The sequence below is a fragment of the Streptomyces anulatus genome (genome assembly GCF_000721175.1).
Lineage (GTDB): Bacteria > Actinomycetota > Actinomycetes > Streptomycetales > Streptomycetaceae > Streptomyces > Streptomyces anulatus_C.
Genome location: NZ_JOEZ01000004.1, coordinates 163,890 through 183,587 on the forward strand (window position 1 = coordinate 163,890; position 19,698 = coordinate 183,587).

General features: G+C 71.2%; 23 protein-coding genes and 1 pseudogene. 5 read left to right on the forward strand and 19 right to left on the reverse strand.

Features of this window, described 5'->3' with window-relative positions:
* Positions 1-7: 7 nt before the first annotated feature.
* Positions 8-1,288: an MFS transporter gene (locus tag IG90_RS0106110; protein WP_030578675.1), complete on the reverse strand. Its 1,281-nt coding sequence runs from the start codon at positions 1,286-1,288 to the stop codon at positions 8-10.
* Entirely contained in the window at positions 1,285-2,664 is a 1,380-nt protein-coding gene (locus tag IG90_RS0106115) for an MBL fold metallo-hydrolase (RefSeq protein ID WP_030578677.1), read from the reverse strand. The genes IG90_RS0106110 and IG90_RS0106115 overlap by 4 nt, the downstream gene beginning before the upstream one ends.
* Positions 2,665-2,751: 87 nt before the next feature.
* On the opposite strand from IG90_RS0106115, the gene IG90_RS0106120 reads away from it, so the two are divergent.
* The 5 genes from IG90_RS0106120 (at position 2,752) to IG90_RS41595 (ending at position 7,476) form a co-directional block, all read left to right on the forward strand.
* On the forward strand, positions 2,752-3,429 hold the full coding sequence (locus IG90_RS0106120; protein WP_030578679.1) for an ArsR/SmtB family transcription factor: 678 nt from the start codon (positions 2,752-2,754) through the stop codon (positions 3,427-3,429).
* Positions 3,426-4,607, forward strand: a complete 1,182-nt coding sequence (locus tag IG90_RS0106125) for a cysteine desulfurase family protein (protein WP_030578681.1) — start codon at positions 3,426-3,428, stop codon at positions 4,605-4,607. The genes IG90_RS0106120 and IG90_RS0106125 overlap by 4 nt, the downstream gene beginning before the upstream one ends.
* Before the next feature lie 50 nt (positions 4,608-4,657).
* On the forward strand, positions 4,658-5,842 hold the full coding sequence (locus IG90_RS0106130) for a trans-sulfuration enzyme family protein (RefSeq protein ID WP_030578684.1): 1,185 nt from the start codon (positions 4,658-4,660) through the stop codon (positions 5,840-5,842).
* A gap of 132 nt (positions 5,843-5,974) precedes the next feature.
* Positions 5,975-7,243, forward strand: coding sequence for an MFS transporter (locus IG90_RS0106135; protein WP_030578687.1), 1,269 nt, complete (start codon positions 5,975-5,977; stop codon positions 7,241-7,243).
* The gene (locus tag IG90_RS41595; RefSeq protein WP_078585211.1) at positions 7,240-7,476 is read left to right on the forward strand and encodes a sulfurtransferase TusA family protein; all 237 of its coding nucleotides are present in this window, start codon (positions 7,240-7,242) and stop codon (positions 7,474-7,476) included. The genes IG90_RS0106135 and IG90_RS41595 overlap by 4 nt, the downstream gene beginning before the upstream one ends.
* Here IG90_RS41595 and IG90_RS46855 read toward each other — a convergent pair.
* The 17 genes and pseudogenes from IG90_RS46855 to IG90_RS0106220 all read right to left on the reverse strand — a co-directional run.
* Positions 7,421-7,705: pseudogene (locus tag IG90_RS46855) on the reverse strand (site-specific integrase); the annotation flags it as partial. The gene IG90_RS41595 and the pseudogene IG90_RS46855 overlap by 56 nt on opposite strands.
* Before the next feature lie 117 nt (positions 7,706-7,822).
* Positions 7,823-8,263: a hypothetical protein gene (locus tag IG90_RS43330; protein ID WP_033893748.1), complete on the reverse strand. Its 441-nt coding sequence runs from the start codon at positions 8,261-8,263 to the stop codon at positions 7,823-7,825.
* Positions 8,260-8,622 (reverse strand): zinc finger domain-containing protein, encoded by a 363-nt coding sequence (locus IG90_RS0106150; RefSeq protein WP_030578693.1) that lies wholly within the window; start codon positions 8,620-8,622, stop codon positions 8,260-8,262. The genes IG90_RS43330 and IG90_RS0106150 overlap by 4 nt, the downstream gene beginning before the upstream one ends.
* Entirely contained in the window at positions 8,619-9,068 is a 450-nt protein-coding gene (locus IG90_RS0106155) for a hypothetical protein (protein ID WP_030578697.1), read from the reverse strand. The genes IG90_RS0106150 and IG90_RS0106155 overlap by 4 nt, the downstream gene beginning before the upstream one ends.
* Before the next feature lie 314 nt (positions 9,069-9,382).
* Entirely contained in the window at positions 9,383-10,069 is a 687-nt protein-coding gene (locus IG90_RS0106160; protein WP_030578700.1) for a hypothetical protein, read from the reverse strand.
* 128 nt (positions 10,070-10,197) lie between these two features.
* Positions 10,198-10,806, reverse strand: a complete 609-nt coding sequence (locus IG90_RS0106165) for a hypothetical protein (RefSeq protein ID WP_030578703.1) — start codon at positions 10,804-10,806, stop codon at positions 10,198-10,200.
* A gap of 161 nt (positions 10,807-10,967) precedes the next feature.
* A complete protein-coding gene (locus tag IG90_RS0106170) occupies positions 10,968-11,963 on the reverse strand; it encodes a DUF4007 family protein (protein WP_051860017.1) in 996 nt (331 codons plus the stop codon).
* A gap of 13 nt (positions 11,964-11,976) precedes the next feature.
* Complete coding sequence (locus IG90_RS0106175) at positions 11,977-12,330, reverse strand: hypothetical protein (protein WP_030578709.1); 354 nt, start codon at positions 12,328-12,330, stop codon at positions 11,977-11,979.
* Positions 12,331-12,379: 49 nt separating this feature from the next.
* Positions 12,380-13,399: an N-6 DNA methylase gene (locus IG90_RS45600; protein WP_051860018.1), complete on the reverse strand. Its 1,020-nt coding sequence runs from the start codon at positions 13,397-13,399 to the stop codon at positions 12,380-12,382.
* Positions 13,400-13,542: 143 nt separating this feature from the next.
* Entirely contained in the window at positions 13,543-13,908 is a 366-nt protein-coding gene (locus tag IG90_RS0106185; protein ID WP_030578716.1) for a hypothetical protein, read from the reverse strand.
* A 134-nt stretch (positions 13,909-14,042) separates the two neighbouring features.
* On the reverse strand, positions 14,043-14,345 hold the full coding sequence (locus IG90_RS0106190; protein WP_051860019.1) for a hypothetical protein: 303 nt from the start codon (positions 14,343-14,345) through the stop codon (positions 14,043-14,045).
* Between the two features lie 60 nt (positions 14,346-14,405).
* Positions 14,406-14,873 carry a hypothetical protein gene (locus IG90_RS0106195; RefSeq protein ID WP_030578722.1) on the reverse strand — a complete coding sequence of 156 codons (468 nt, stop codon included), beginning with the start codon at positions 14,871-14,873 and terminating at the stop codon, positions 14,406-14,408.
* Between the two features lie 217 nt (positions 14,874-15,090).
* Positions 15,091-15,324: a hypothetical protein gene (locus IG90_RS0106200; protein ID WP_030578726.1), complete on the reverse strand. Its 234-nt coding sequence runs from the start codon at positions 15,322-15,324 to the stop codon at positions 15,091-15,093.
* Between the two features lie 92 nt (positions 15,325-15,416).
* On the reverse strand, positions 15,417-16,091 hold the full coding sequence (locus IG90_RS0106205; protein ID WP_030578729.1) for a GNAT family N-acetyltransferase: 675 nt from the start codon (positions 16,089-16,091) through the stop codon (positions 15,417-15,419).
* Positions 16,092-16,247: 156 nt separating this feature from the next.
* A complete protein-coding gene (locus IG90_RS0106210; RefSeq protein WP_030578732.1) occupies positions 16,248-16,805 on the reverse strand; it encodes a hypothetical protein in 558 nt (185 codons plus the stop codon).
* Positions 16,806-16,938: 133 nt separating this feature from the next.
* Positions 16,939-18,249: an Eco57I restriction-modification methylase domain-containing protein gene (locus tag IG90_RS0106215; RefSeq protein WP_030578735.1), complete on the reverse strand. Its 1,311-nt coding sequence runs from the start codon at positions 18,247-18,249 to the stop codon at positions 16,939-16,941.
* Between the two features lie 24 nt (positions 18,250-18,273).
* Entirely contained in the window at positions 18,274-19,635 is a 1,362-nt protein-coding gene (locus IG90_RS0106220; RefSeq protein ID WP_233435928.1) for a hypothetical protein, read from the reverse strand.
* Positions 19,636-19,698: the final 63 nt, after the last annotated feature.

A 19,698-nucleotide genomic window follows, 5' to 3' on the forward strand; every position in this document is an offset into this window, starting at 1 on the left:
CGGTCGTTCATTGGGTGTCGGACCGGTGCTCGGTGATCCAGCGGGCCGCCAGGAGCCCGGAGGCGGCGGTGAGGACGGCGGCGGCGATGACGGTGGCGTTCAGGCCGAGGGCGTCGGCGAGGATGCCGGCGACGAGTGCCCCGGCGGCGTAGCCGATGTCCCGCCAGAACCGGTACGTGCCAAGGGCGTTGGCCCGCCAGGCCGGGTGGGCGTGGTCGGAGATGGACGCGATGAGGGCCGGGTAGACCATGGCGGTGCCCAGGCCCAGGAAGATCGCGGACAGGATGCCCGCGAGCAGCGGCCGGTCCAGCAGGGCGAGAGCGAGGACGAAGCCGACGGCCTGGACGAGCATGCCGTAGACGATCAGGGGCTTGCGGCCGATGCGGTCGGCGAGGTGGCCGGTGGGGATCTGCCCGAGGCCCCACAGGATCGGGTAAAGGCCCTTGATCAGGCCGACGGCGGCGAGTCCGAGGCCGTGATCGGTGAAGAGCAGAGGGAAAACGCCCCAGGTCAGCCCGTCGTTGAGGTTGTTGATCAGTCCGGCTTGGCTGGCACCGCGCAGGGAGCGGTGGCGCCAGGACGCACGCGCGAAGGTGGCCTTCAGACCGGTGTCCTCATCCGTGGGCAGCGGTTTGGTGTGGTTGGCCAGTTCGAGGGCGACGTGGGCAGCGGTGTCTCGGACGACGAGGGCCAGGGCGAGGCCCGCGACGACGAAGATGACGCCGATGAGTTCGGGGACGGGGCGCAGGCCGTAGCTGGTGGCGAGGTAGCCGGTGAGCAGGGCGGTGACGCCGACGGCGGTGTATCCGGCGGCTTCGTTCAGGCCGGTGGCGAGCCCGCGGCGGGAGGGACCGACGAGGTCGATCTTCATGTTGACGGTCATCGACCAGGTCAGGCCCTGGTTCAGGCCGAGCAGCACGTTGGCGGCGACGATCCAGCCCCAGGAAGGTGCGTAGGCGAGGGCGAAGGGGACGGGAATGCCGAGAATCCAGCCCGCCACGAGGAGCTGCTTGCGGCGGAAGCGGGCGGTGAGCGCACCGGCGGCGAGATTGGTGAACGCCTTGGTTAGGCCGAAGGCGATGATGAAGGAGAAGACGGCCAGGTCGCTGGTCAGGCCGAAGGTCTCGGAGCCGATGAGCGGGACGGTGGTGCGCTCCAGGCCGACCAGGCCGCCGACGCAGACGTTGACGACGACCAGCAGAGTGAACTGCAGCCAGTTCTCCCGTAGCCCGAGCCGTACGGGCCGCCCGGCGGCGTCGGTCGGCGTCGTGGTGGGTGTGGCGTTCACGAGCGGGTGCCCTCCGTGCCCTGGGCGAGCTGCTGGCCATAGACGGCGGTGTAGTCGGCCGGTCCGCCGTCAAGGACGGCGATGTCGGTGTGGCCGGCGCGCTCCAGCAGGCTGGCGGCGGTCATGGCACGCTCGCCGTGCCCGCAGGCCACGACCGGGCCGACCGGTGCGTCGGCAGTAGTCTCGACGAGGGCGCCGAGTTCGATGTGCAGCGAGCCGGGGACGTGCCCGGCGGCGAACTCGGCTTCCTGCCGGACATCGAGGTAGGGGCGGCCGGTGGCGCGGTCGGCGGTGAGGAACACGGTGGTGGCCTGCGCGTTGCCGTCGGCGAGCCAGGTGTCCATGCCGCCGGCGAGGCGGCCGGCGAGACGCTCGTAGCCGATCTTGTATGCCTGCCAGACGATCTCGCTCAGGTCCTGGTCGTCGTTGACGACGAACGCGAGTGGCGCGGTGTCGGGCAGGAGCCAGCCGAGCCAGGTGGCGAACTGCTCGCGCAGCGGGATCGACAGCGAGCCGGGGATGTGGCCGGTCGCGTAGTCGGCGGCCGGGCGGACGTCGACGACATGGCCGCCGTCGGCCATCAGGGCCCGTACCTGCTGCGCGCCCAGGGCGGGCAGCAGCGGCTGGGCAGTCAGCACGACCGGGCCGCGCCGGTTGATCTCGCCGAGGCGGTCGAAGTACGTCGGGTAGGTGCCCAGGCTCGCGGTCAACTGGGCCACGAAGGTGTCCTCGTCAGGGGCGGCGAGCAGCGGGTTGGCCTGCTTCTGGGCGCCGATGGTGGTGGTGCGCTCGGTGCCGGGCGGCGCGGAGCAGAAGGACCCGGCGCCGTGCGTGGGCCACACCGCGGTCTCGTCCGGCAGCGCGGTCAGCCGCTTCAGCGACCGGTACTGGGCGCGGGCCAGTTCCTCGGTGCGGTCGGCACCCAGGAGGTCGGTGCGGGCGGCGGAGTTCACGATCAGCGAGCCGCCGGTGAACACTCCGAGCTCCCGGGCGCCGTCGAGCAGCAGAAAGGACAGGTGCTCGTCGGTGTGCCCGGGAGTGGCAAGGGCCCGCAGGGTCAGCCCGCCGAGGTCCACCTCGTCGCCATCGGCCAGGCGCTGGTGGTCGAAGGCCCGGCGCCCGGCGGCGGAGGCGAGGATCGTGGCGCCGGTGTCATGGCTGAGCTGGACGGCGCCGGAGAGGAAGTCGGCGTGCAGATGCGTGTCCGCCGCGTACGCGATGCGTAGCCCGCGCCGCTCGGCTGCTGCCCGTAGAGCGCGCAGGTCGCGGCTGGCGTCCATGGCCAGGGCGCGTCCGTCGCCGAGGTCGAGCAGGTAGGCGCTGTTGCCCAGCCCTTCGTCGACCAGCGGTATGAGGTGATCGTCCGCGAAGCCCACGGCGTCCTCCAAGATCTCGGGAACGGGGGCGTGTGGTCACACCCACCAGACTCAACTACAATAATCCATGGATTTATGGAGGATGCCATGTCGGAGAACACGAAGAGCGCGACGAAGGCGCGGCTGTACGACGCGTTCGCGGCCAGCGGCAAGGCGCTGGCCAGCGGAAAGCGCCTGGAGCTGCTGGATCTTCTGGCCCAGGGCGAGCGCACCGTTGACGCGCTGGCCAAGGCCGCTGGGCTGAACCTGACCACCGCCTCGGCGCATCTGCAGACCCTCAAGCAGGCCGGTTTCGTCGCCACCCGCCGCGAGGGCGTGCGCATCCACTACCGCCTCGCCGGCGACGACGTGGCCCAGCTGTTCGCGCTGCTGCGCAAGGTCGCCGACCGCCACCAGGCCGCCGTCCCTGCCGCACGCGACGCCTACCTCGGCGAAGACACCGCCGCCGAGCTCAGCCGAGAGGAACTGCGGACCCGGATCGCGGCCGGCGACGTCGTCGTCCTGGACGTGCGGCCGGTCGAGGAGTACCAGGCCGGTCACATCCCCGGCGCCCTGTCCATCCCGGTCGACGAGCTGGCCGACCGGATCAACGAGCTGCCCGAGGACACCGAGATCGTCGTCTACTGCCGCGGCGAGTACTGCGTCCTGGCCTACGACGCGGTGCGCCTGCTGACCGACCGCGGCCGCCGCGCCATCCGCCTCAACGACGGCATGCTCGAGTGGCGCCTGTCGGAGCTGCCCGTCGACGCCGCGGACCTGACGTGACCGCCCCGGGCGACAACCTCCCGCCGCACCCAGGACTGGCCGGCGGGCCGGTCTACCTCGACTACAACGCCACCACCCCGGTCGACCCGCGAGTCACCGCAGCGATGTGGCCGTACCTGACCGACTTCTTCGGCAACCCCTCCAGCAGCCACCCCTTCTCCCAGGAGCCCCGCAGGGGGCTCGCCGAGGCCCGCGCCCAAGTCGCGGATCTGATCGGGGCCGGGCCGGCCGAGATCGTGTTCACCGGATCGGGATCCGAAGCCGACCTGCTCGCCCTGCGCGGCGCGGTCCTGGCCTCCGGCAGCCCCCACCCGCATGTGATCACCCAGCGCACCGAGCATCCGGCCGTCCTGGAGACCTGCCGGGCCCTTGAGCGGCTGCACGGCGCGCGGGTGACCGTGCTGCCCGTCGATGGGGACGGGCTCGTCGAGCCGGCGGCCGTGGCCGCAGCCTTCACCGAGGACACGGTGCTGGTGTCGGTGATGGCGGCGAACAACGAGACCGGCGCCCTCCAGCCGATCGCGGAACTCGCCGCGCTCACCCACGAGCGTGGCGCGCTGTTCCACTGCGATGCCGCCCAAGCCGTCGGCAAGATTCCCCTCGATGTCGGCGAGCCGGGCGTGGACTTGCTGACGATCGTGGGGCACAAGATGTACGCGCCCAAGGGCGCCGCCGCCCTCTTCGTACGCGACGGGGTACGGCTGGAGCCGGTCGTCTACGGCGGCGGGCAGGAACGGGGCCTGCGCGCGGGAACGGAGAACGTCGCCCTGGCCGTCGCGCTTGGCACCGCCGCGCGGCTCGCGGACGAGGAGATGGCCTCCGGCGCTCCAGCCCGCGTCGCGACTCTGCGCGACGATCTCCATCAGCGGCTGGCGATCGGTTTGCCCGGCCGCGTGCACCTCAACGGGCCGGAGAAGAACCGCCTGCCGAACACCCTGAACGTCAGCGTCGACGGCGCTCTCGGCCACGAGGTCCTCGCCGCCGTCGGTGAGATCGCGGCGTCGACCGGATCGGCCTGCCACAGCGGCACCCACACCCCCTCCCCGGTGCTCACCGCCATGGGCCTGGACGCGACCCGCGCCCTCGGCGCGCTGCGGCTGTCCCTGGGCCGCTGGACCACGGCCGAGCAGATCGAGACGGCGGCAGCAACCCTCATCCGGGCGGCTGGCGCGCAGTGACCGGGCCGAGCGGCCCGACGCAAGAAGATCCGACGAGCAGCAGGAGAGGCATGACCGAGACCAGCGCGCACGGAATGTCCACCCGCAGTGTCCACGCCGGCGAGCGCCGCGACGCCGAGGGCGCCGTCCATACCCCGCTCTACAACCACTCCACCTTCGCGTTCGACACCACCGCCGACCTCCTCGACGTCGTCGAAGGCCGCAAGGCCGGGAATCTGTACACCCGCTATGGTCTCAACCCCACCATCCGCTCTACCGAGGCCAAGCTCGCCGACCTCGAAGGCGGCGAGCAGGCTCTGGCGTTCTCCTCCGGTATGGCCGCCGAGGCCGCCACGTTCCTCGCGCACTGCCGTACCGGTGACCACATCGTGTGTATCGGCGAGGTCTACGGCGGCACCTTCGAACTCCTCGGCGACAACCTGCCCCAGGTCGGCATCACCACCACCTTCCTGCGCGCCGACGAAGTCGAGCGGCTGCCCGAGGTGCTGACCGGCCGGACGCGGATCGTGTTCTTCGAGACCCCGGCCAACCCCACCCTGACCGTCTTCGACATCGCCGCCATCGCCGAGCAGGCCCGCACGGCCGGCGCACTGACGGTGGTGGACAACACCTTCGCCACTCCGGTCAACCAGAACCCGCTCGCCCATGGCGCGGACCTGGTCGTTCACTCGGCGACCAAGTACCTCGGCGGGCACTCCGACCTGACCGCCGGCGTCCTGACCGGAACCGCCGAGCACCTCGCCCCGGTGATGGGGTGGCGCAAGAACCTCGGCCAGGTCATCGCCCCCGAGACCGCCTTCCTCCTTGCCCGCTCCATCCGCTCCCTGCCCGTCCGGGTCCGCGCGCAGAACGAGACCGCCGCGGCCGTCGCCGCCTTCCTGCAGACGCACCCGCGGGTGACCCGCGTCCACTACCCGGGGCTGGCCACCGGCGAGCAGAAGCGCATCGTGGATGCGCAGATGCGCGGCGGGGGCGGCATGCTCAGCGCCGTCCTGGACGCGAACGCGCAACAGACCGCCGCGGTGGTGGACCGGCTGCGGCTGTTCGCCATCGCGCCCAGCCTCGGCGGAGTCGAGTCACTGGTCACCCAGCCCATCACCACCACCCACCACGGCCTGGACCCGGCCGAGCGCGCCAAGCGCGGCATCGCCGACAGCATGGTCCGCCTGTCCGTCGGTCTCGAAGACGCCGACGACCTGATCGCCGACCTCGCCCAGGCCCTCGACAGCGACTGACCCCCACTGCTCCGCCACCGGCCCGCACCGCCGTCCTCGGACACCGGGCCGGTGCACAACCCCCCTGCCGGGACCGGCCAGTTCCCCTCTCACCGGTCCCGTACCGCTCAGCGCCGCTTTCGGAAAAGAGACATGACCAGCACCGCGTCCGCCCGTACGACGGGCTCCATACCCGACCCCGCCCAGGCCCAGCGCCGCATCCTGCGTGTCCTGGTCGCCTCGCAGATCCTCAGCGGTGCGGGTCTCGCCGCCGGCGTCACCGTCGGCGCCCTCCTCGCCCAGGACATGCTCGGCACCACCAGCCTCGCGGGGTTGCCCAGCGCCCTGTTCACGGCTGGCTCCGCGCTCGCCGCCGTCGCCGTGGGTCGCATCTCGCATTCCCGTGGCCGCCGCCCCGGCCTTGCCGCCGGATACCTCACCGGCGCCGTCGGCTCGGCCGGTGTCATCACCGCCGCCGTCCTGGACAACCCCGCCCTGCTGTTCATCGCCCTGTTCGTCTACGGCGCGGGCACCGCCACCAACCTCCAGGCCCGCTACGCCGGAGCCGACCTCGCCCCACCCGGACACCGCGCCCGGGCCGTCTCCACCGTCCTGGTCGCCACCACCCTCGGCGGCGTCGCCGGACCCAACCTCGCCGCCCCCGCCGGCACCCTCGCCGAACACCTCCACATCCCCCACCTCGCCGGACTCTTCGTCATCTCCGGCGCCGCCTACGCCCTGGCTGCCCTCGTCCTCGCCCTGTGGCTGCGCCCCGACCCGCTGCTCCTGGCCCGCGCCGTCGCCCAGGCCAAGGAAGCCGACACCGCGACCAACCCGGCCGCCGACGGCGGTGACGCCGACACCAGCGAGGGCCGCGGCGGCGTGGTCCTCGGCGCCCTGGTCATGATCCTCACCCAGCTCGTCATGGTCGCGATCATGACGATGACACCGGTCCACATGCACGACCACGGCCACTCCACCGCCGCCTCCGGCCTCGTCATCGGCATCCACATCGGCGCCATGTACCTGCCCTCACCGCTCACCGGCTGGCTCGTCGACCGCTACGGCCGCATGAAGATCGCCGCCGCCTCCGGCACCACCCTGCTTGCCGCCGGCCTCCTCGCCGCCACCGCGCCCGGCGACTCCGTCACCCTCCTCGCCCTCGCCCTGGCCCTGCTCGGCCTGGGCTGGAACTTCGGCCTCGTCTCCGGCACCGCGATCATCACCGACACCGTGCCACTCGCCACCCGCGCCAAGACCCAGGGACTGGTCGACGTCTCCATCGCCATCGCCGGCGCCACCGGCGGCATGGCCTCCGGCATCATGGTCGCCGCCACCAGCTACCCCGCCCTCGCCCTCACCGGCGGAGCCCTCTCCCTCGCCCTCCTGCCCGCCGTCGCCGCCACCGCCTACCGCCGATGAAACCCACGACCCCCGACACACCCGCGCCCGGCATCACCGTCGACGGCACCGGACTGCTCTGCGTCACCCTCCTCCTGCGCCTACGCAAGGAGATCGACGGCGCCCAGCCGGGCACCGTCATCCACGTCATCGCCACCGACCCCGCCGCACCGCTCGACCTGCCCGCCTGGTGCCACATGACCGGACACCACTACCGGGGCCGGCGAAGTACCGGTCGACCTCGCGGGACGTGAGCTGCCACGGCACCGTGCCGTAGAACTCACAGACCTCCACCACCGGCTTGATGAGCCCGTCCAGCGTCGTCGGTGCCAGGCCAGCGGCATCCCTCGCCCACTGGTACTCCGACAGCGTGTCGAGGAAGAAGCTCTCCTCGTCCTGCGCCGAGATGCGCGCCTGCCGGCGCCGCTGGAGCGTGACGACGTCCGCGAGCCCGCTCTCGACGGAGACCGCAGCGGGGTCCACCGGCACAGTCGGCTCCGTACCGGGGCGCACGAGCGTCAGCACGCGAGTTTCGGAATCTGACACGAAACCGCAGATTACGGGGGTCACTCGCAGAATCTGCGAGTTACTGCGGAGATCTCACACCATCGAGTGACGGGCCGGCACAGCGCGATCTACCTGCTGAAATGCAGATACCCGGCCGCCGAGTAGCCTCGGGGAACCCGCGCGTACTCCACTAACGACGACGATCCGGAACCGGCCCGCGCCCTCGGCGCGGGCCCGCTGCCAGCCGTCCTCGGTCAGAGCACCGCCCCAGACGTCCAGCGCGTCCCGCGTCGCCTCCTGTCCACGAAGGACGTCGCGGCTTTGGTCCAGGCCGACGTAGCCGATGTCGGCGAGGGACGCCAGGGTCCGCAGGTTGACGGACTTGGGCAGCAGCCCGATCGGGTCCCTGGCCCCGGCGAGGAGGGCGCGGCGCTGGGCGGGGGTGATGCGGGGTGTGAAGGATCCGGCCGTACGCGGCCGGTCCGTGGCGCCTGACGTGGCCGTGGCGCTGTTGCGGGGGTGGTCGATGGTCATCGTGTTCCTCGTGATGGGGTCGGAGCCGGCGGGGTGTCGGCCCAGCGGGCGGGCAGGGTGGTGTCGCCGTCTTCCTCGCGGCGCTGGTCTTCCAGGTCGGCGGCGCGGACGCGGCTGCGGTGCCACTGCTCGACGGTGTGGCCGCTCGGCCGGCGGCACCTTTGTCGGGGCGTGGCCTTGCACGTGGGGCAGGTCAGGGATGCCGGGCAGGTGTCGCCGATGTCCTCGCCGTCGCAGAAGCCGCAGGGCGGGGCCGTGGCCGGCAGTACGCGCCCGGCCACGTCGACGAGGAGACCGGCCGCGCGCCAGGCGCGTTCCTCGGCTCTCGTCGACGGCGGCCCGAAGCTCTGGCGGTTCACGCTCCGCCTGTCTCGGCTGCCGGGTCCGCGCGGACGAAGGACTCGCCCTCGGGCCAGATCGCGATGATCTTGTGGTGGGACAGGAACTCCTTGGCGACCGAGCCCGGCTCGGCAGTGAACAGCAGTGCGCGGCGGGCCGGGGAGAAGAATCGCGCGCAGTCGCTGATCACTCCGTACGCGGCGATGAGCGCGGGGTAGTGCGATCGGTGACAGGCCATCACCACCTCTCCGGCAGTCGCGTCGAAGAGGTCGGTGGACGCCAGGATGGGATCCGTGACGACGCGGTGCCGCAGGACACGGTGTCCCTTGGCCGTCAGGTGGAAGAGGTAGGCGGTCAGGACCGCGTTCTCGGAGCGGTCGGCCTCCTCGTCGTTGTCTCGGCCGGGCTGGGGGCGGGCCGGATCGGAAGGGGCCAGGTAGGCGACGTGCGGACTGTCGGTGGTCATGGTGTGGGCGCCTCCGGAGTCGGGTGAGGCGGCGGCGCGGCGACGGCGCGGCGCAGCATCCTGAAAAGAGAGGGGCAGTTGGGCGGCAGGACGGTGATGGGGCGCATCCGCCGCGGTGCTGGGGCGAGGGGATCCCGGCACGGGCCGCGGGTGAGAAGACCTGAACTGGCCGACGCCATCGCGGTGGGGAACTGGCCGCGAGAGACGAGCGCTATCCCGGCGCACACCTGCGGATGGGGGCGGGATCAGCCGCGACGGTACGTGCCCGGCCTGCCCAGGACTGTTTGAGGTCAGGCCGTAGCCGTCAGCTTCGATCACCCACCGCTCGACGGCAGCGGTGCCGCCCGGTCGAGCTTCGAGTACCGCTGGCTGACCTCGCGCGCCGAGTACGTGACCGGACGCCGGTCCTTCTCGTGGACCGTGACGACGATTCCGTCCGGAGACTCATCGAGCCCATCGACCCAGACGTACTGGAAGTACCCGCCGGCGGCGCTGTAGTGCATGAGGCGGTCCCCAGGGCCGACGGGGGCCTGGACTGTGCCGCCGGTGTACCGCTTGTAGGGCACGAGGACCTGCGGGACCCCTTCCGGCACCGCCAGGGCGCGATCGGTCAGCATGTCGGTCACGTGCTCCCTGATCAGCGCGTACAGGGCCCGGGGCGGCGGGTTCTCTGTCGCGAGTGCCACGAAGGCCAGTCGGAGCCCTTCGTCGTCTTGGGCAGGCGGGCATGCGCGGGTATCGGCGAGGGCGAGGACCTCTTCGGCGTACCGATGGGCGATGCGTCCGCGGTGCAGCTGTGCGGTGGCGGGGGAGTTCGCGGCGACGCACTCAGGACAGGTCAGGGGAGCGTCGGTGACGCGCGCCGGGTCGAGCTTCTCGTAGTGGTGGACGACCGCGTACCGGCCCGCGTCGCAGGCCACGTCAATCATGAAGCCGGTGTGGCTGTTGAGCAGGCCCTCGTGAACGGCGCCGTCGTGGCCGATGAGGTTCTTGTGGTCCATCTCGTCTCAACCGCCCCCAGGGGCGGCGTCCTCGCCTTCGGTGGGTACTTCGGTGGTTGGCTGGACGACTTGGGCTCCGGCGGCACGGGCGCGGTGCGCGCTGTGGCCCCGCGCCCGTGCCGCCGGGCTCATTCGCTCAGGTAGAAGGTCACGCCACGGCACACGAAGCGGATCGGCCCCGTCGCGTTGATGGCCAGCTGGTACGCCTCCTCCTCGGAGACCGAGCCCGGCTCCGTCACGATCTCGTCGAACCGGGTCTGGCCCTGGAGGTAGCGGATCAGCTCGTACTTGGCCTCCGGCCCGTCGAGCGGGAACGTCGACCCGCGCGGGGGGTGGTAATCGGTCAGGCCGCGCCCGATCCATCCGGCCGAGAGCCGGACCGGCGCGGGGAAGGGAACGCGGTGCGCGAGGTGCCGGGCGACGGCCTCGTGGGCGCGCTGGTCCCACATCCCGTTCCAGACGTCGCTCGCGTTCTGTGCCTCCTCGTCGTACGCGGCCAGAGCCCGGCGCATGTTGAGGTACTCGTTGCCCTCCCGGAAGTGCCGGGACGTGGCCCAGTTGCCGTCCGCGTCGAAGCCGTCGTCCATCGACTGCCCGTCGCGCTGGCGGCCGACCATCCAGCGCCCCGTGGACTCCTCCACGCCGAGCCACACGCCCTCGAAGGAGCCGCGCCACGCCCGCCGCGCCTGGTGGACCACGGTCCAACCCTGGTGCTGTCCACCGGTCTTGATGCGCATGCGTGTCTCCTAGGCCTGTCTCGTCGGAAGGGGAGGGCGCGGGGCGCTCAAGCCGGGAGGCGAGCACCACCAACGAGAACCACAGTACACATGGAAGTGATAATAAGCAACACCGCTTTTGTTCGTCTGAGCGATCCGCGCCCGCGGGAACCCGGAGTCCGTCAGGACAGGGACCAAGAACTCCCCTTCTCCGCAGCACCGCTGGTGGCCGGCCGCAGGGCGGGATAGGCGCCGGCCAGGACGTCCTCGGCGAGGAGGACGGGCGGGCGCGAGTAGACGAGAGACTCCTCGCCGTCGCCGGACTGCACGACAGCCAGATCCGCACGCCTGTCCGCGACTTGGTGCAGGGCACGGCGGAGGTCGGCGGTACCGGTGAGAAGGAGTCGGCCGGGCCCCAGGGGGTCGGAGGCAAGCCACGCCAGGCTGATAGAGCCGGCCGCGGGGCTGGCGGTCCAGGCCGCGAAGTCCAGGCTCGCGTACGCCTGGACGGGCGCGGGGCAGTGGCGGCCGGCCATGCGGCGCAGGGCGACGAGGTGGCTGCGGTCGGCTGTGCGGTCGGCGGGCGGCTCGGGGTCGAGCAGGTGGAGGGTGCGGAACGGGTTGGAGAGCTCGTCCTCGATGTTCGCGGCGGTGGGGGCGCCGGGCGCGTACATGCTCACCAGGCAGGCGATGTCCGACGCGAGTACCGACGCGGCCGGGGCCCTGTGGCCGGCCGCGCCGGCGGCGGCCGCCAAGCGCCCCTGCAGCTCCGCGCGGCTGGACCGGCTGAACGGGGAGTACCCGAAGAGATACCGCCAGGTGGGCACGTGACACGGCTCGGAGCTCACCAACCACCAGTGCAACAGCCAGAGACTGGCGTCGAGTTCGAGGTAGGGGTCGGCCCCGGTGTCCTCGTCCAGGAGCCAGTGGGCGCGGTCCGTGGGCACCAGGTCCTGGCCGTTGCGGGCGGCCAAGCCGAAGGCCTGGGACCAAAAGGCCATGGACGGGACCATGCTCTTGCCGACGCCCAGCACGACGGTCGCGTCGGGGCGGCGCAGGGCGGTCGGGTCCTGGCGCAGGGCGTCGTAGACCTTGCGGAGCCACCCGTAGCGCGGTGGGTAGCCACGATGCCGGCCGAAGCCGGGCAGGCAGCCGGTCAGGGGAGTGCGGTTCGACACAATGGTCCTTTGCTCAGTCGAGTGAGAGGGGGCTGCGGTCGGAAAGGGTGAGCCGGGCGACGAGACGTGCGAGGGAGTGCGCCCAGTCGGCCGGGGTGTCTGGAACGAGGAGGTCCTCGCTCCAGACGGTGCCGTCGCCGATAAGCGGCCGGCTGGTCAGCCGAACCTGGCTCGGACCGGCCGCGGCGCGGGAGAGGTCGAGTTCGTAGGACCGGGTCTCGGTGTCGATGTACCAGGACAACAGTCCCTCCGCGTCGGGACATCCGCAGGTCAGCACATACACGCTGGTACGGCTGGGTGCGGGCATGACGGCGCGCAGCGCCCGGGCTACGGCCTGGCTGTCGCTGTGGTCGTGGGCTTGTGCCACGGTTCCTCCTTCGGGCCCGGCCCACGAGGCGTGGGCCGGGGCGGGGCAGCTACCTGCTGGTCGTGAGGGCGTCCAGCAGCTGCTCGGTGGTGCGAGTGGCGATGGCGAAGCCGATCAGTTTCATGACGTCGTCGCGGTGGCGCGCCATGTCACGCTGCCGGGCAAGGGTTTCCTCGGCCAGGTCGGGCTGTGCGAGGACGTCTCCGCATCCGACGACCGCGCGGGGGCCCAGCTCCCAGACGAGGGTGTTGACGGCGGCTCCAGCGGCGGCCAGGGGGTCGAGTTCGAGCATGACCCAGCCGCGCTCTGCCGGGTCCTCGCCGTCGCGGCGCAGGTCCTGCGCCGCGGAGCGGAAGAGCCCTCCGGTTCCGGCGGCCGGCTCGAGCGCCCACTCACCGCGGTGGTGGGATCGCTTACCTGTGCCGCCTTCGTCGGCCAGCATCGCGGCGATCAGATCGCTGATGTCGGGCGGAGTGTGGTACTCGCCGAGGCTGCGCCGGGAGTGATGGTGGCGTAGGGCTGTGATGACCCAGGACATCAGGTCGATCCGGGACCGCTCGGCGGGGTCGGTGTCTCCCGTGTGCCGGAGGACTCCATGGCGCAGCGCGGCAAGGGCCACAGCACGCACGCCCGCGAGGTGGGTGTCGTGCAGGTCCTCCCTGGTCCAGTCGAACAGCGGGCGGGCGGTGGCCCAAAGGTCGGGGCGGAGGCCGTAGTAGTAGTTGGCGCTATCGGCCAGGCCGCGGACCAGGACGCGCGGGGGCTGCGCGGCGATGTACGCGGCGATCGTGTCGGCGGCCGCCGCACCGGGGGACTTCTGGGGCCACAGGGCGAGGGCCGCGACGACCCCTGCGGGGATGTCGAGGCGGCTGCCGCCGGCGGCGTGCCAGGCTTCGGCGACCGCTTCGCCGAGGACGGAGCCAGCGCTACGGCTGACGGTGATCGCAGGACAGTCGGTCGTACCGGCGTGCCGGGCGCAGCTCGGGTCGGTGCAGTTCCGAGCCCTGTGGGTGAGCACCTGGTCAACGGCCTCGGTCACGAGGGCGGCGGTGGAATCAGCAGCGGGCATGAGGGTTCCAGCGCATGGGTGGGTGGTGTGTTTTGGTCAGGAACAGGAAGCCGGTGCCGGGGCCGCGAGCGGGAAGGCGTCGTCCGCAGCCCCGGACCTGCACGTTGTGGTGATGGATGGCGTAGGGGCGTCAGCCGGCTCGTTCAGAGGACTCCGCTGCGGGCCAGCTCGGGCTCGCACAGGGAGCACGTCCCGCACGGCGCGCGCTCGGCGCATCCCGGCTGCGGGAGGGCGTCGCCCTTGTCGTCCCCGCGACGGACGAACTTGGGCCACTCGCGCTCGTACAGGAACTCCCCGGCCCACTCCCGGGACTGGAACCCGGGGATGCGCGAAGCGTTGTTGGCCGTGTCCGGCTGGGCGACCCACGTGGTGGTGCCGTCCGGGAGGGCGTGTTCCCACACGTACCCGTACGCGGTGGTGCGGTCGGCCTTGCTCACCACGAGGAACCCGCGGGTGTAGTCGTTGTGGGCGGCCTGGAAGTCGATGTGCTGGGCGAGGCCGGGCAGCATGATCACGTCTCCGTGGTGAGGCGGGTGCTGGTGGTGGAGAGGGATCCTGACCACGAGCCCGGGGCCCGCCGCCTCTTGGCGTACGGGACCGCGTGGGTTCCGGCGGAAGGGCCCCGGGCGCGTGGTCGGAAAGATCAGGTGTTCCGCGGTGCGGCGGAGGCCGCGGCGTACTTCACGCACGCGGGCATGGACTCGCGCAGATCCGGGCCGCGCAGTCCGCGGCTTCCGCGAGGCAGAAGCCCGCACTTGAGACGCTCTCGACCGTCACCGAGCCGCTTCAACACGGTGTTGGCGCAGCCTCCGCAGACGGCGGGCGGGTTGTCGAGATCGGCGCCGAGGAGCGGCACCCGAGTCGCGGGGTGTTCCCCGCGGTCGAGGTGCATGCGTATCGAGCCGCGGCCCGATCGAGCCGGGGCGGGGATCAGGGGCGTGGTCATGGTCAAGGTCCTTCCAGGTGGGATCGTTCGTGGGGGCGGCGGCACCGGGGCAGGGTTCGGCTACTTGGCCTTGCGCTGGTCGACCCGGTGGGCCTGCGATGCCGCGCGCATGACCTCGTCGAAGTCGAAGCCGAGGTTCTGGGCGTAGGCGCGCAGTTCGTTGAGCAGCACGTGCAGCGCCTTCGAGAAGGTGGGGTAGGGGTCCTCTGCCATGTGCACGCGGAGGGCGGCAGCGGCGTCGCTGGCGTGCACGTACACGTCGAAGAGGTGGTCTGCGGCGGCCGAATCGTCCGTGTTGTGGATCGGCGCGACGGACGGGTCGAGGTTCGGCATGGCGGCCAGGGGCCGTTCGTCCAGTCGCGCCTTCGCGTCGCCGTCGAGGCAGCGTTCGATGTCGGCGCGCATGTGACTGGCCAGGTGCATCAAGTCGGTGGTGACGTCCACCAGGGTCAGCCAGACGTCGGCCCATCCCCTCCGGTAGCCGAGAAGGGCGGCGTCTACCTCTGCCTTGTGGGCGACAGCAAGCATGGGAGGACTCCAGAGCAGTAAAGGGGCTTCGTGCGGCGTGGACTTGGAGGTCCGCCAGCGATGCAATCAATATACATACTGAAATCCGAATACGCAACATCGCAGGTGGTTGTGAACGCTTTCCGGCTCCCCCTCGGGGCGAGCCGGGCGATCATGTATCCGGGCCCGCCATCCGAGCTCTCGGGTAACGGCGCACCGGCCGCCTCGCTGGAGCCTTCTACTTGCCGGCGCCCCTGCGCGCCCGCTGCTGGGCCGGCAGCTGCCGGCGGGGCATCGTGCCGACGAAGACCAGGAGCGCCGTCAGTGCCACCCCGGCCGCAATGACCGCGCCGACAAGACTGGCGGGCTCCAGTACCCACACGCTGACCAGGGCGACGACTGCGCTCGGCGCGCCCCATCGCAGCGCCCATCGGACCCACGGGCTCGGGCTCTTGCCGTCGACAACCGGCATCAGTTCCTCCTTGGTTCTGGATGCCGGCTGATACCTGCATCCGTGGGTGAGTTCTGTCGCCCGGGAGGCCAGACCCCCGGGCTGTGATCGGCTCAGGCGCGGAATTGCTCCCCGTCGAAGTACGCGCCACGCTGCATCCGGGTGTTGGGAAGGATGCCCGAAACGACCGGGGAGGTAAGGCCCGGGACGTCGACGAAGGTCGTGTATCGGTCCAGAAGCCGGGCGGCCACCCGGGTATCGCCCCATCGGTGCCCGACCGCGTTCAGGGGGCCGAGGGCCACGTTCAGGCCGTCCATGATGGAGAAGCCGAGACCTTCGTAGTAACTCTCCAGCTCCGGGAAGCAGTTGAGGGTCAGCAGTCCATAACCGGCGCGCGTGAAGCGGCGTACGGAATGCCGAATGAGTTCGGCCCCGATGCCTCGCCCGCGCTGCCCGGGATCCACCGCAACCGCGGTGACGATCGCGATCCGTTCCGCCAGAAGGTGCGCCAGCGGCACGTCGATGCCGGGATGGTCGAAGAGCCACAGCGGAACGCCTCCGATGAGGACGCCGAGCGTCTCGCCTTCATCGTTTTCGGCCACGATCATCAGGGCCCGGAAGTGGGAGAGCGGCTCTTCCTGCGGCAGGGACAGGTTCGGCCGTACGTCCTCGAACGCGTCGGGATCGTCGGGGTTCACGTCGGCGAGGAGCCGCATGACGGCGTCCGCGTCGGTGGGCGCCGCGTCGCGGAGGGTGCTGCCGGGCAGGCGTGTGCGGGTGCTACGCATAGGGACTCCTGGGGCGGTATGAGGCGCGGTGCGTCGCCTCTGGGGTTGGCGGAAGGGAGGGCTGCCGGAGGGGCCTCAACGGCGGTTCGGGCTCTGAGGCCGGGCCGACCGGAGCTGAGAGCTGCCCGGGCGGCCCGGAGCGCTGTGCGAGGGACGTCAGTAGATGTGGCGGCCGTCAGGGACTGTCCGGCCGATCAGGCGCCAGGGCGGGCCGTCGTTCAGGACGCCCATCGGGCACCGATCCGGCTGGTGCGTCGACAGGTCGGCCTCGATGGCCGTGTACCAGTGCTGGGTGAGCGGGCACCGCGTTCCTCGTGCGCAACCCGGCCGCTCCGCGACGAAAACGTGGTAGACGTCAGTCGAAGTGGGGAGGGACCGGCGGAACGCGCCCGAGATGCGCTTGCCGTAAGCCGACGGGCTCTCGCTCCGGTACCGCCCCCATACCTGGATGCCGTAGACGAACTGCGTCTGGCCGCCGCGGTCGAGCCGCCAGCGCAGCACGGAGCCGTAGCGCGGGTTGTCGGGCCTGGACTCGTCCGCGCCCGCGGGCACCGCTCCGGTCATGTCGAGGACGCTCTGGCCGGTCCCGGTGAACGCCTGGGGTACGGCCAGCGCCCAGTACGAGGAGGCGTGCTTTCCCCACGGATGCAGCCTCCGCCGCCGGTACTGCGTCCCGGCCTTGCGGCGCTTTATGAGCGGCTTGTTCCGCTTCATCTGTATCAGTCCCCCGGATGTGCTGAGACGGGCGCGACGCCCGGAGCGGCGCTCGTCAAGTGGGTTGGTGTGGCGGGGCGTTGGCCCCGAACAGGGAATGACAATACATAGTGAATCGTGAATACGCAACATCTCAGGTGGTGGTGTCCCCGCTGCGCCGTGCGAGGTCCGCACCTGCTTGAAACCGGTCCCAGGCAAGCCGGTTGTCGACCGCGTCCTCGATCGCTCTCCAGACCAGCCCTCTCGCGGGGTCCTCCGGAACGTGGGGCTCGCCGCGGTTGCCCCGGATCACCGTGACCGTGTCGCCGACCGGTGGGCGGGCCCGGTGGACGAGGATGCAGGTGGGTGTTCCGTGGCCGGGGATGTAGGCCCCGGAGGTGTCGATGATCCAGCGTGCGTCGAAGCGGGGGAGGAAGTCGGTGATGTACCGCTTGCCGAACTCCCGCTTCATGAACGAGTTCGCGGTCAGCTGCGCCACGAAGCCGCCTGGGACGGCCAGGTGCTCGAGCATCAGCGCGGTGAAGGGCAGGGCCAGCGAGTACTTGCCGGCCGCCACCTGCGGGTACGCGGCGCGGACCTGGTCGCGGACGGCAGGGTCCTTCGGGGTGATGTACGGCGGGTTGGCCACGCACGCGTGGTAGGCGCCGGCGGCGAGTAGAGGCTCGGTCCGGTCCAGCAGGGAGTCGGCGGCGGCCACGTTGACGGGCCACGACGCCGGGACCTGGTCCAGGCTCACGCCGAGGACGGACGCCGAGCACGCCAGGAGCCGGTAGGCGGTCAGCGCGGCGGCGTACGCGTCAAGGTCCACGCCCGACACCGCTGCCAGAGCCCGCTCGACGGCCCGCGGTCCGTGCCCGACCGGAGCGGAGCGGCGGCCGCGGATCGGCGGGACGCGGGCCATGTGGAACGCGGCGACGGCGATGTGCCCGGTCCCGCAGGCGGGGTCGATCATCCGGACGTCGGCCGGCCCCCACTCCTCGATGGCCGGCTCCAGCGACAGGCGCAGCAGGAGGCGGGCGACCCAGGGCGGGGTCTGGCACAGGGCGCGCCCCTTGCGGGCTTCGTCGGACAGCAGCTGGTAGGCGTCGCCCAGTGCGTAGCCGTCCACGCGGCGCCCGTCTTCGAGGGCGGGGCGCCGGTCCCAGAACTCCTCGATGGCGTTCCAGGCGGCGGAGCCGAGCGGCTGCTCCCACAGCGGCAGCACGGCCGGATCGGCGAGAGGGGCCAGGGCGGGGTGGCAGCCGGCGAGACTCTCCAGGGACTTCAGCAGGCCGTCCGGACCCGGCGGGCGTTCGTCGGCCGGAGCCAGGCCATGTACGTGGGCATGCCGGACGAGGGCCGCGGCGTGGCTCCACAGGGCGGCCGTGCGCCGATCGCCGGTGTCGCGCGCGACCGCGGCGGTGAGTCTGTCGTAGGTGGCGGGGGGCAGGGTGCGTGTGGTCATCTTTCCTCGCAGGGGGATCGGGGACTACTGGCCGGCGGTCATCGCGGCCCAGACACCGGCGAAGCCGGAGCGGGCCTTGTCCTGCACGCCGGCCGGGGCGGTCACGTAGAAGTCCTCGACCGTGCCGTAGGTCTTGGCGTCCGGCCGGACGCGGGTGCGCACGCGGTCGATGCCAGCGCCGTGGGCTTTCGTGGAGTGCTCGACGGGGCGGTCCAGGGCCGTGGCGGCGTTGTGCAGGAAGGTGCCGACTTCGGAACGGCTGCCGGTGCGGACGGTCTTCACGGACCGGTAGACCGTACCCTTGAAGCTGGTGTCGCGGCACTCGGGCTTGGAGCAGCGGTCGCCGTGCGCGGTGTGGCACTCGGGCCGGCGGCCGGCGGTGTAGGCGCGCTGCAACCGGTAGACCGCCCACGGCTCCTCGTCCAGCCGGGCGTTGAACTGGCCGAGCGCCTCAGCGTTCTGGTCGTCGGTGACCCGCCTGAACAGGGTGTCGTCCTTGTAGAGGGAGCTGTTGTCGTTCAGGGCCATCGACAGGTACTCAAGACGCAGCACGCGAGCGGCGAGGTCGGGGTACTTCCGCAGCCGCTTCAGGTGATCCGGCTGGGGCGAGCACACCCCAGCAAACGGGCATACCGGGCAATATGACTTGGACATGTCGATGCCGAGGCGGTCCTTGACGTAGCCCTGCACGTCCTCGCGGCCCCAGTCGAGCCTGAGCAAGGGGTAGTCCAGGGCGAAGGTCTCGTAGCCGGCCTTCTTGTTGCGCTTGGCCTGGAACTTGTTCGCCTTGACCGCGCGCTTGTACTCGTCCGCGTTGTAGCCGAAGAGCTTGCCGACGGTCTGCCCGCTCGCTCGCTCGAGCTGGAGGCGGTCGATCGTCCAAGCCTTGTGCTTCTGGCTGCATACGTGACCGCCGGCGTACTGGGGAACCGTGCCGTTCTCCTCCAGTTCGTCCATGAGCGTCCATGGACCTTGGCTGAACACCTTGCCGGGGTTCTTGGTGTCGGAGAGGACTTCGACACCTGCCGAGTCGGGGCGCCCGGCCCGCGCGACCTGCGTGTATCGAATGCCCTTCTCCCGCAGCAACGGCAGGACGTGGTTCTCGACGTCGGCGATCGTGTCGGGAAACTCGAACCCGGTCATCGCCGTCACGATCGAGAAGTCGGAGAAGTCTTCGGCGATCCCGAAGGCGGTCGGATCGTTGATGATCGCCAGGGTCAGCGCCGTCGAGTCGACGCCGAGGCCGAAGTTGAGCGACTTGTGCTTCGTCGCGCGGAAGGATGCCAGAGCCTCCGCGGAGGCGACCTCGGCCGGAGCCGGTCCGCCGGACGACGGCGTTGCGGGGTCGGCATCGAGGTCGGGTTCGAACAGCGTGAGGGAAGTCATGGGCGTACCTGTGGGGAAGGGGCGGGTGCGGCTGGGAAGGGTCGCACCCGCCGGAGGACAGGA

Excerpts from the sequence above, each read along its gene's own strand:
- IG90_RS0106195 (WP_030578722.1), bottom strand. The coding sequence starts at position 14,873 with ATGCTTGCTGTCGCCCACAAGGCAGAGGTAGACGCCGCCCTTCTCGGC.
- IG90_RS0106160 (WP_030578700.1), bottom strand. The coding sequence starts at position 10,069 with ATGGACCACAAGAACCTCATCGGCCACGACGGCGCCGTTCACGAGGGC.
- IG90_RS0106200 (WP_030578726.1), bottom strand. The coding sequence starts at position 15,324 with ATGCCGGTTGTCGACGGCAAGAGCCCGAGCCCGTGGGTCCGATGGGCG.
- IG90_RS0106220 (WP_233435928.1), bottom strand. The coding sequence starts at position 19,635 with ATGACTTCCCTCACGCTGTTCGAACCCGACCTCGATGCCGACCCCGCA.
- IG90_RS45600 (WP_051860018.1), bottom strand. The coding sequence starts at position 13,399 with ATGCCCGCTGCTGATTCCACCGCCGCCCTCGTGACCGAGGCCGTTGAC.
- IG90_RS0106130 (WP_030578684.1), top strand. The coding sequence starts at position 4,658 with ATGACCGAGACCAGCGCGCACGGAATGTCCACCCGCAGTGTCCACGCC.
- IG90_RS43330 (WP_033893748.1), bottom strand. The coding sequence starts at position 8,263 with ATGACCATCGACCACCCCCGCAACAGCGCCACGGCCACGTCAGGCGCC.
- IG90_RS41595 (WP_078585211.1), top strand. The coding sequence starts at position 7,240 with ATGAAACCCACGACCCCCGACACACCCGCGCCCGGCATCACCGTCGAC.
- IG90_RS0106155 (WP_030578697.1), bottom strand. The coding sequence starts at position 9,068 with ATGACCACCGACAGTCCGCACGTCGCCTACCTGGCCCCTTCCGATCCG.
- IG90_RS0106210 (WP_030578732.1), bottom strand. The coding sequence starts at position 16,805 with ATGAAGCGGAACAAGCCGCTCATAAAGCGCCGCAAGGCCGGGACGCAG.
- IG90_RS0106205 (WP_030578729.1), bottom strand. The coding sequence starts at position 16,091 with ATGCGTAGCACCCGCACACGCCTGCCCGGCAGCACCCTCCGCGACGCG.
- IG90_RS0106215 (WP_030578735.1), bottom strand. The coding sequence starts at position 18,249 with ATGACCACACGCACCCTGCCCCCCGCCACCTACGACAGACTCACCGCC.
- IG90_RS0106185 (WP_030578716.1), bottom strand. The coding sequence starts at position 13,908 with ATGCTGCCCGGCCTCGCCCAGCACATCGACTTCCAGGCCGCCCACAAC.
- IG90_RS0106120 (WP_030578679.1), top strand. The coding sequence starts at position 2,752 with ATGTCGGAGAACACGAAGAGCGCGACGAAGGCGCGGCTGTACGACGCG.
- IG90_RS0106165 (WP_030578703.1), bottom strand. The coding sequence starts at position 10,806 with ATGCGCATCAAGACCGGTGGACAGCACCAGGGTTGGACCGTGGTCCAC.
- IG90_RS0106135 (WP_030578687.1), top strand. The coding sequence starts at position 5,975 with ATGACCAGCACCGCGTCCGCCCGTACGACGGGCTCCATACCCGACCCC.
- IG90_RS0106190 (WP_051860019.1), bottom strand. The coding sequence starts at position 14,345 with ATGACCACGCCCCTGATCCCCGCCCCGGCTCGATCGGGCCGCGGCTCG.